We start from the raw sequence: 9408 nt of genomic DNA, 5'->3' as shown, positions 1-9408 counted from the left end.
AGCCAGATGGCCAGGTACTGGCCAGGCTGGTAATCGGCGACCGGCTGGCCATCAACCGGTTCGAGCTCAAAGCTGGTGATAAGCTGGCTGCGCGGGGTTTTCTTCACGATGCGAAACGCGCGGGTCCCTTCCCAGCCGCCGGTTTTACTGGCGTTTTGCTGATAGATCTCGGCTTCACGGCCGATAAAGACGTTCGCCAGCACGCCGTAGGCTTTACCCCAGGCATCGAGCACTTCCTGGCCCGGACTGAACATTTCATCGAGGGTCGCCAGCAGATGGCTGCCAACAATATTGTACTGCTCCGGTTTGATCTGGAAGCTGGTGTGTTTCTGGGCGATCTTTTCCACCGCCGGCAGCAGGGCAGGCAGGTTATCGATATTGCTGGCGTAGGCGGCAATAGCGTTGAATAACGCTTCACGCTGATCGCCGTTGCGCTGGTTGCTCATGTTGAAGATCTCTTTGAGCTCCGGATTATGCGCGAACATACGATCGTAGAAATGGGCGGTTAATTTCGGGCCGGTCTCTACCAGCAGGGGAATGGTGGCTTTTACCGTGGCGATGGTTTGAGCGTCAAGCATAGCGTGCTTCCTTATGTGTTATCTTAATGATGCATTTTAAATGCATCTTAAAGAAATAACCCTGCGTTGTAAATGGTTCTTTAACACATTCCCCCGATCCAGTTACAACATGAAGAATTTGCATCACAAACCTGAAAAGAAATCCGTTGATACTGAGAGAGGCGTTATTGCTCAAAGCCTTGTGTCATGCGGAGCCAATCGTTTGCGTAAAATCCTTTGTCAAGACCTGTTATCACAGAATGATTCGGTTATACTGTGGGCCGTTGTCCAATCGGACCGCCTTTTTAGGCCGAAATTTTATTGTTAGCTGAGTCAGGAGATGCGGATGTTAAAGCGTGAAATGAACATTGCCGATTATGATGCCGAACTGTGGCAGGCTATGGAGCAGGAAAAAGTACGTCAGGAAGAGCACATCGAACTGATCGCCTCCGAAAACTACACCAGTCCGCGCGTTATGCAGGCGCAGGGCTCTCAGCTGACCAACAAATATGCTGAAGGGTATCCGGGCAAGCGTTACTACGGCGGCTGTGAATACGTCGACGTGGTTGAACAGCTGGCAATCGACCGCGCGAAAGAACTGTTCGGCGCTGACTATGCTAACGTCCAGCCGCACTCCGGCTCCCAGGCTAACTTTGCCGTCTACACCGCGCTGCTGCAGCCGGGCGACACCGTGCTGGGGATGAACCTGGCGCAGGGCGGCCACCTGACTCACGGCTCCCCGGTTAACTTCTCCGGCAAACTGTACAACATCATCCCTTACGGTATTGATGAGTCCGGTAAAATTGACTATGACGACATGGCGAAGCAGGCTCAGGAACACAAACCGAAGATGATCATCGGTGGTTTCTCCGCTTACTCCGGTATCGTTGACTGGGCGAAAATGCGTGAAATCGCTGACAGCATCGGCGCTTACCTGTTCGTCGATATGGCGCACGTGGCAGGCCTGATTGCCGCTGGCGTGTACCCGAACCCGGTTCCGCATGCTCACGTTGTGACCACCACCACCCACAAAACCCTGGCGGGTCCGCGCGGCGGCCTGATTCTGGCGAAAGGCGGTAGCGAAGAGCTGTACAAAAAACTGAACTCTGCGGTATTCCCAAGCGCGCAGGGCGGCCCGCTGATGCACGTTATCGCGGCGAAAGCGGTGGCGCTGAAAGAAGCGATGGAGCCAGAGTTTAAAGTTTACCAGCAGCAGGTTGCGAAAAACGCTAAAGCGATGGTGGAAGTGTTCCTGAACCGCGGCTACAAAGTGGTGTCTGGCGGTACTGAGAACCACCTGTTCCTGCTGGACCTGGTGGATAAAAACCTGACCGGTAAAGAAGCTGACGCCGCTCTGGGCCGCGCCAACATCACCGTCAACAAAAACAGCGTGCCGAACGATCCGAAGAGCCCGTTCGTAACCTCCGGTATCCGTATCGGTTCTCCGGCAGTGACTCGCCGTGGCTTTAAAGAAGCGGAAGTCAAAGAGCTGGCTGGCTGGATGTGTGACGTGCTGGACAATATCAATGACGACGCGGTCATTGAGCGCGTGAAAGGTAAAGTGCTGGATATCTGCGCCCGCTTCCCGGTATATGCGTAAGCGTTAGCGTTGACATCAAAAAGGCCGCGTATGCGGCCTTTTTTGCGTCTGGAGATTAGCGGCGGTCGAGGGAGATCGCCCCGGGGCCGGTTACCGCCAGCAGCAGGAAAGCGCCGGCGATGCTGACGTTTTTCCAGAAGTTAATCATGTTCGGCAATACCGCATCGCCAGTCATATCCCAGTAGTGNNCAGTAGTGATGGCCAATCACCGCCGTGCCCAGGGTGTAGAAAATAAAGATGACCGCCAGCGGGCGGGTGAAAAAGCCGAGCACAATCAGAATCGCGGCAGGCACTTCCATAATGACGGCGATAATCGCCGCCAGGGTCGGCATCGGCGCGCCGGAGGCGGCCATGTACTGCACCGTACCGTCAAAGCCCAGCAGTTTGGGGTAGCCAAAAAGAATAAACAGAATCACCACGGCGATGCGGGCGATAAGCAGCAACAGAGAGCGGGAAGCGCCAAAATCAAAATAGCGGAGTGTGTTCATAATCAGCTCGTTATGAGAGACGTGTGATTTAAACGTAATACACAAATTTGCGCTCCGCCACGTTAGTTTATGACTAAACCAGCGTCTGCAATTGCTCCTCAACGTACAGATAACCTATCCCCATCAGCTGCTGGGCGCGTGTCAGCTGGCCAAAGCCTATTTGGGTGGCGTGCGCTCGCGGCGTATCCCGGTGGTCAAAGGGGTTGAAACCCGTTTGTTTAACGATACTTTCCAGCCACTGCTCACCGAAGGCGCAGCTGCGCCCGTAAAGCCAGATTTGATTAATATTTAATATATTCAGGAAATTATAGAGGCTTAAGCCAATCGCGTTGGCAGCGTTATCAACCCATGCGCGAATTTGCACATCTCCCTCTTTCCAGGCCTCAATGAGCGACGCCGTGGTTAACTGCTCGGGGGCGAGCGTTGCTTCAGGCTGCGTTTTGAGCCACATTCGGGCCTGTTTTTTCAGCGCGCTGAGAGAGGCGACGGTTTCGAGGCAACCGTATCTTCCGCAGTCGCAGGCGTTGCCGTCAGGATTGGCAATCGTATGCCCAATCTGCCCGCTGCCGTACAGACTGCCGCGATAAATATGATCGTTAATCACAAATGACGAGCCGATACCGTAGTCGACGTTGATCACGCAAAAATCCTGCTGTGTACCCTGATGCTGCCACTTCTCCGCCAGCGCCAGCATCACGCAGTCGTTATCCACCCGAACCTGCACGCCAAGCCGCTCCTCAAGCAGATACTTTATTTCGATCGGTGTTTTCCAGCGTGCCTGGGGCATGGTTTGTGAAACGCCGGTAATCGGATCAACCTGACCATGCACGCCAAGGGCGAGATTGATGCTGTGCTGCGGGTAGCGGCGGTGGATATGCCGCCAGCATTCAACGATGGCCTCAAGCAGGGCCTGAGGAGTGGGCGCGTTGACCGGCAAATGCTGATGGCCATCCACTGCCAGCAGGCGGGCGTCGGCAAGCTGATATTCAATGCTGGTCGGGGTGATATTCATGCACAGTGTCCAGGCGCCGTGCTCGGGGATCTGGTAGCTGCCGCTGTTCACGCCCCGTTTGCTCAAGTGTTCCGTTGAGTGACCGATCAATCCCTCGCTAAGCAGCTCGGCCAGAATATTGCTCACCGCCGGAATGGAGAGACCGGTGAGTTGAGAGAGCTGTGATTTACTGAGCTGCTTTTCCCGCCACAGATGGGAAAGAAAAATCGACTTATTGGCCTGCCTGACCCGGGCGTTATTAAAGCCAGTACGCTGCATACACTTAACTCCCTTAACTATATTGCGTGAGCATTGCGCATTTTAACAGCGAATTGGCGATATAGACTCCTGTTATTGCAACTTTTACTTCGTTTTGTTTAGTGGAGGCATCATGTACGGTTCGGTTAAGGTCTGGCAGGAAATCATTTCATTACCAACGTGGACAACGGGAGCGGAAGATCCGAACCCTATGTTTCTGGAAAAACGTGTTTATCAAGGATCTTCCGGCAGCGTCTATCCCTACGGCGTGATTGATACCCTGACCGGCGAACGCGAAATGCGCGATTATCAGGCAGTGTGGATGGAGAATGATTTCCTTCGGGTCATGCTGCTACCGGAGCTCGGCGGCCGTATTCACCGGGCATATGACAAAGTCAAACAACGTGATTTCGTCTATTACAATGAGGTGGTTAAGCCAGCCCTGGTAGGGCTGCTCGGGCCCTGGATCTCCGGCGGAATCGAATTTAACTGGCCGCAACATCACCGGCCGACGACCTTTAAGCCGGTCGATTTTTCTATTCAGCAGGGAGAAAACGGCGCGCAGACCGTATGGATGGGGGAAGCGGAGCCCATGCGCGGTTTGCAGGTTATGGCCGGGTTTACGCTCTATCCTGACCGCGCGCTGATTGAAATCACTGGCAAGATCTTCAATGGTAACGCCACGCCGCGCCATTTCCTGTGGTGGGCCAACCCTGCAGTAAAAGGCGGCGATGCCCACCAGAGTGTATTCCCACCCGATGTCACCGCTGTATTCGACCATGGTAAGCGTGATGTTTCCGCTTTTCCGATTGCCACCGGTACCTACTACAAAGTGGACTATTCTGCGGGGGTTGATATCTCCCGTTATAAAAACGTCCCGGTACCCACTTCGTATATGGCGGAGAAGTCGGATTACGATTTTGTCGGCGCTTATCATCATGACGAGCGAGGCGGGTTACTGCATGTTGCCGATCACCATGTCTCTCCTGGCAAGAAACAGTGGAGCTGGGGGTACGGGGATTTTGGCCAGGCCTGGGATCGAAATCTGACTGATGAAAATGGCCCTTATATTGAGCTGATGACCGGCGTCTTCACCGATAACCAGCCTGACTTTACGTGGCTTGCGCCTTATGAAGAGAAGGTGTTTGTACAAAATTTCCTTCCCTACAGCGAGTTAGGGATGGTGCAAAATGCCAATACACAGCTGGCACTGAAGCTGGTTCGCGAGTCTGGGCAACTGCTGCTTGGCGTATATGCCATTGCTCCGCTAAATCATATCGTGGTTGAACTCAGCGCTGACCATCAGCCATTGTACGAAACTCAGCTGACGCTGAAGCCCGGTGAGAGCTGGCAGCAGACGCTGCCGGAAAATGGCGTCGGGCGCTTAACCCTCAAAGTGAAAACCGCCGAGAACCAGCCGCTGCTGGATTATCAGGAACATATTACCCAACAGACGCCGCTGCCCGAACCAGCTATAGCGCCCGCGTTACCGGAAGCGATCCACAATGGCGACGAGCTCTATTTTATCGGCCAGCACCTTGAACAATACAACCACGCAAGCCGCTACGCCGGGGATTACTATCGTCGGGCGGTTGAGCTCGATCCGCAGGATTATCGCAATAATGTTGCCCTCGGTACCCTGGCGTTCAACAGTGCCGACTGGGCGCTGGCGGAACAGTGTGCCCGTGCTGCGCTACAGCGCGCGCATCGTTTGAATAAGAACCCGCGAGATGGCGAAGCCAGTATGCTGCTTGCCAGCGTGCTGGAAAGGATGGGGGATGATGCAGGCGCCTGGGATCACTATTACAAAGCCTCCTGGAGCGGTAACTGCCGTGACGCCGCCTGGTGGTCGCTGGCGCGGCTGGCGATGAAGCGCGGTGATGTTGCCGATGCGCTGGAAAAAGTAAACACCAGTCTGCGGTTCAACGCCAGCAATCCTCTGGCGATGGGGTTGAAAGCGCTGGCATTAGCCAACAGTGGGCAGAAGAAAGCAGCGCTGGAGTTTATTTTCGCCTCTCTTGAGCAATACCCATTGAGCTATCCGCTGCACTGCGCGCGCTGGATGATTGAGCGGAGCGACGACGCGCGAGAAGCCCTGCTGCGCATCACGGGACGCAGAGGGGTCAACGCCAGCCTGCTGGCGGGTTGGCTGCTCTCTATCGGACAGACGTCGGCGGTGAAAAAGGTTCTTGCGGTTCTGGACAGTCAGGAAGCGCTGCCGATGCTCTGGCGTGCGTCGCTAAGTGATGATGCCAATGAACGCCAACAGTTTATTGCCGCCGCCGAGCACTGCCATGCGCACAATGTTCGTTTCCCTAACTCACTCGATGAAGTTCAGATGCTGCAGTCGCTGGGCGACAGCGCTTTTGCCCGCTATCTACTCGGTTGCTTCTGGTACAGCAAACGTCGCTATGACGAGGCGGTGAGCTGCTGGCGCGAGACGCTCGAAAAATCTCCCGATTATGCGCCCGCTCATCGTCTGCTGGGCGTTTACTCCTGGAATAAACAGCAGGATGCAACGCAGGCGCTGGCTTATCTGCAGCGCGCCGTAGCGCTGGAGCCGGACAATGCGCGCTTCCTGTTTGAACTCGATTTTTTGCAAAAATTACTGGCCAGGCCGGTACATGAGCGACTGACGACGCTGGTTGAACGTAAAGCCGTGGTGCTGAAGCGGGACGACCTGACCGCTGAGCTGCTAAGCCTGTGGAACGCGTCCGGTCATTATGCCGATGCCGCCGCGATTCTGGATACGCGCGTATTCCATCCCTGGGAAGGAGGAGAAGGGAAAATCACCGGCCAGTATTTGCTCAATCAGCTCCATCGGGCATTACAGTTCATCGAGCGTGGGGCGTTTAAACAGGCCACGGACTGTCTGAAAGCCGCATTACGCTATCCCGACAATCTGGGGGAGGGGCGACTGCCTGGGCAAACGGATAACGATATCTGGTATTTGCTGGGCTACTGCGCAGAACAGGCTGGGGATGCGCAGCAGGCGGCGGAATATTACCAGCTTGCCCGGCAAGGGGGCTCAACGCTGGACGCCGGGCGGTACTACAACGATCAACCCGCCGATTACCTTTTCTGGCAGGGCATTGCGCTGCGTAAGAGCGGTAACCCAGCGCAGGCCGAGCAGCACTTCCGCCATTTTATCGACTGGGCCGCGCAGCATCGGGATGACGTTCCGCAAGTCGATTTTTTTGCCGTCTCTCTTCCGGACCTGGTGGTTCTCGATGTATCAGCGCAGCAGAGACATCTGCAGCACTGCTTGTTTATTGAAGCGCTGGGCCATCTGGGGCTGGGCAACGTATCCGCCTGCCAGCAGAGGATGCAGCAGCTTCTGCAAATAAATCCGGCTCATGATAAGGCGCATCTGATTCGCCATGCCCTGCAAAGCGGCATTTTTTCCTGAACCTCAATGGGCGGGCTCGGCCCGCCTGAACCCTACTGTTCCCTGCGTTTCCCTTATAGAGGAATCATTATGAACAACGCGCAGACACATCTGAAAATGGGCTACGTCTGGACGATTTGTCTGGTCGCCGCCTGTGGTGGTTTACTGTTTGGCTATGACTGGGTGGTGATTGGCGGCGCTAAGCCATTTTATGAAGCCTGGTTTTCTATTACCGATCCGGCGCAGTCCGGCTGGGCGATGAGCTCAGCGCTGTTGGGCTGTATTTTCGGCGCATTAATTTCGGGATGGTGCGCAGACAAACTGGGGCGCAAGCTGCCATTAATTCTTTCCGCCGTGCTGTTCAGCGCGTCGGCCTGGGGGACGGCGGTCGCCAGTCATTTCGATATGTTTGTGGTTTACCGCATTGTGGGCGGCGTAGGGATTGGTCTGGCTTCCGCTCTCAGCCCGCTTTACATTGCCGAAGTCAGTCCGGCAGAGAAAAGAGGGCGTTTTGTCGCGGTCAATCAGCTCACCATCGTGATTGGCGTACTGGCCGCTCAGTTAATCAATCTGATGATTGCTGAACCGGTGGAGCCGGGGGCGACGCAGCAGATGATTGTGGACAGCTGGAATGGGCAGATGGGCTGGCGCTGGATGTTCGGTGCGGAACTGGTGCCGGCGCTGGCGTTTCTGGTCCTGATGTTTTTTGTCCCCGAGTCGCCGCGCTGGCTCATGAAGGCCGGTAAACCGGAGCGCGCCCGGGCTGCGCTGGAACGCATTGGTTCTGCCGACTATGCCGACAGGATCCTGCGTGAAATCGCGCATACCCTGGAAAAGGATAACAATAAAGTCTCCTATGGCGCGCTGTTGGCTCCCCAGGTGAAACCGATTGTGATCATTGGCATGGTGCTCGCCATATTCCAGCAGTGGTGTGGGATTAACGTCATCTTTAACTACGCGCAGGAGATTTTTGCCTCGGCGGGGTTCGATATTAACAGCACGCTGAAATCGATCGTCGCGACGGGCGTCGTTAATCTGGTCTTTACCATTGCGGCGCTGCCGCTGGTGGATAAAATCGGTCGCCGTAAATTAATGCTGCTTGGCGCTTCGGGATTGACGCTGATCTATGTGCTGATCGCCAGCGCTTACGCCATGGGCATTATGGGGTGGCCGGTACTGTTGCTGGTGCTGGCGGCGATTGCTATTTATGCGTTGACCCTGGCGCCGGTGACCTGGGTGCTGCTGGCGGAGATTTTTCCCAACCGCGTACGTGGACTCGCGATGTCTTTAGGTACCCTGGCGCTGTGGATCGCCTGTTTCCTGTTAACCTATACTTTCCCGCTGCTTAATGCCGGTCTGGGCGCGGCAGGAAGCTTCCTGCTGTATGGTGTTATTTGCGCTGCCGGCTACCTCTATATCCTGCGCAACGTCCCGGAAACGAAAGGTATCACCCTCGAAGCGCTGGAAGAGCAGCTGGCGCAGCGTCATACGGGCGTGAATGCGGCGAAGCAGGAGCAGATGCGCTAATGGCGGAAGAGTGGATTCTGGAGAACGCGCATCTGCGGATGTGCGTCTCTTCTCTGGGCGGCAAAGTGCAAAGTTTATTCTCGCGGCAATATCAAGCGCCGGTGCTATATGAAAATCCCGCCGGCGGCATGTTTCCGATGCTGCCATTGGCCAATCGCGTCGCCGGCAACCGTTTTATTTTTCATGGGCAGGAGATTATCCTGCCTCGCCACCATGCCGACGAGTATTTCTTTCTTCACGGTGACGGCTGGTTACAGCGCTGGGATATTATTGAGTACGGCGCCGAGTATTGTGTATTACAGCTGCGTCGGCAGCATGCCTGCGGTTTCGATTATCTGGCGCAGCTCCGCTACCAGTTGCTGCGTAACCAGCTGATAGCGGAGCTAACGCTTACCCACTATGGGGAGGTCCCTGCGCTTTACGGCTGCGGCTTTCATCCCTTTTTCCCTTTCGATGAACGCAGCAAGGTTCAGTTCCAGGTCAGCGGTTACTGGCCGGAAGGGGAGAATCACTTACCTCTCAACTGGCAAGGAAACTTGCCCGACTATGCCAATTTCAGCGTGGCTCAGTTTGGTGAAGATCGTTGGCTGAACGTGGGT

6 protein-coding genes and 1 pseudogene are annotated in these 9408 nt (G+C 55.3%); 4 read left to right on the top strand and 3 right to left on the bottom strand.

Annotated elements, in window-relative coordinates:
* Nucleotides 1-578: globin domain-containing protein (locus tag KHQ28_RS22570; RefSeq protein WP_228298288.1), on the bottom strand; the 578-nt coding region annotated here is incomplete at its 3' end.
* A 325-nt stretch (nucleotides 579-903) separates the two neighbouring features.
* On the opposite strand from KHQ28_RS22570, the gene glyA reads away from it, so the two are divergent.
* A complete protein-coding gene (gene glyA, locus KHQ28_RS22565; RefSeq protein ID WP_002914027.1) occupies nucleotides 904-2157 on the top strand; it encodes a serine hydroxymethyltransferase in 1254 nt (417 codons plus the stop codon).
* 55 nt (nucleotides 2158-2212) lie between these two features.
* Here glyA and KHQ28_RS22560 read toward each other — a convergent pair.
* Both KHQ28_RS22560 and KHQ28_RS22555 read right to left on the bottom strand, forming a co-directional pair.
* A pseudogene (locus KHQ28_RS22560) lies at nucleotides 2213-2645 on the bottom strand (DoxX family protein).
* Between the two features lie 73 nt (nucleotides 2646-2718).
* Nucleotides 2719-3915 (bottom strand): ROK family transcriptional regulator, encoded by a 1197-nt coding sequence (locus KHQ28_RS22555; RefSeq protein ID WP_211777687.1) that lies wholly within the window; start codon nucleotides 3913-3915, stop codon nucleotides 2719-2721.
* Nucleotides 3916-4027: 112 nt separating this feature from the next.
* On the opposite strand from KHQ28_RS22555, the gene KHQ28_RS22550 reads away from it, so the two are divergent.
* From KHQ28_RS22550 to KHQ28_RS22540, 3 genes are all read left to right on the top strand, one after another.
* On the top strand, nucleotides 4028-7303 hold the full coding sequence (locus tag KHQ28_RS22550; protein ID WP_032418491.1) for a DUF5107 domain-containing protein: 3276 nt from the start codon (nucleotides 4028-4030) through the stop codon (nucleotides 7301-7303).
* Nucleotides 7304-7372: 69 nt separating this feature from the next.
* Nucleotides 7373-8809 (top strand): sugar porter family MFS transporter, encoded by a 1437-nt coding sequence (locus KHQ28_RS22545; protein WP_032418493.1) that lies wholly within the window; start codon nucleotides 7373-7375, stop codon nucleotides 8807-8809.
* Nucleotides 8809-9408, top strand: a 600-nt coding sequence (locus KHQ28_RS22540; RefSeq protein WP_069345702.1) for an aldose epimerase, incomplete at its 3' end; no start/stop codon positions are given. The genes KHQ28_RS22545 and KHQ28_RS22540, both read left to right, overlap by 1 nt.

The organism is Klebsiella sp. 28, assembly GCF_018223905.1.
Lineage (GTDB): Bacteria > Pseudomonadota > Gammaproteobacteria > Enterobacterales > Enterobacteriaceae > Klebsiella > Klebsiella pneumoniae.
This window is presented reverse-complemented; position numbering and strand designations above follow the sequence as displayed.

Bases quoted from the DNA above. Each gene is read 5' to 3' on its own strand.
- KHQ28_RS22555 (WP_211777687.1), bottom strand. From the start codon at position 3,915: ATGCAGCGTACTGGCTTTAATAACGCCCGGGTCAGGCAGGCCAATAAG.
- KHQ28_RS22545 (WP_032418493.1), top strand. From the start codon at position 7,373: ATGAACAACGCGCAGACACATCTGAAAATGGGCTACGTCTGGACGATT.
- glyA (WP_002914027.1), top strand. From the start codon at position 904: ATGTTAAAGCGTGAAATGAACATTGCCGATTATGATGCCGAACTGTGG.
- KHQ28_RS22550 (WP_032418491.1), top strand. From the start codon at position 4,028: ATGTACGGTTCGGTTAAGGTCTGGCAGGAAATCATTTCATTACCAACG.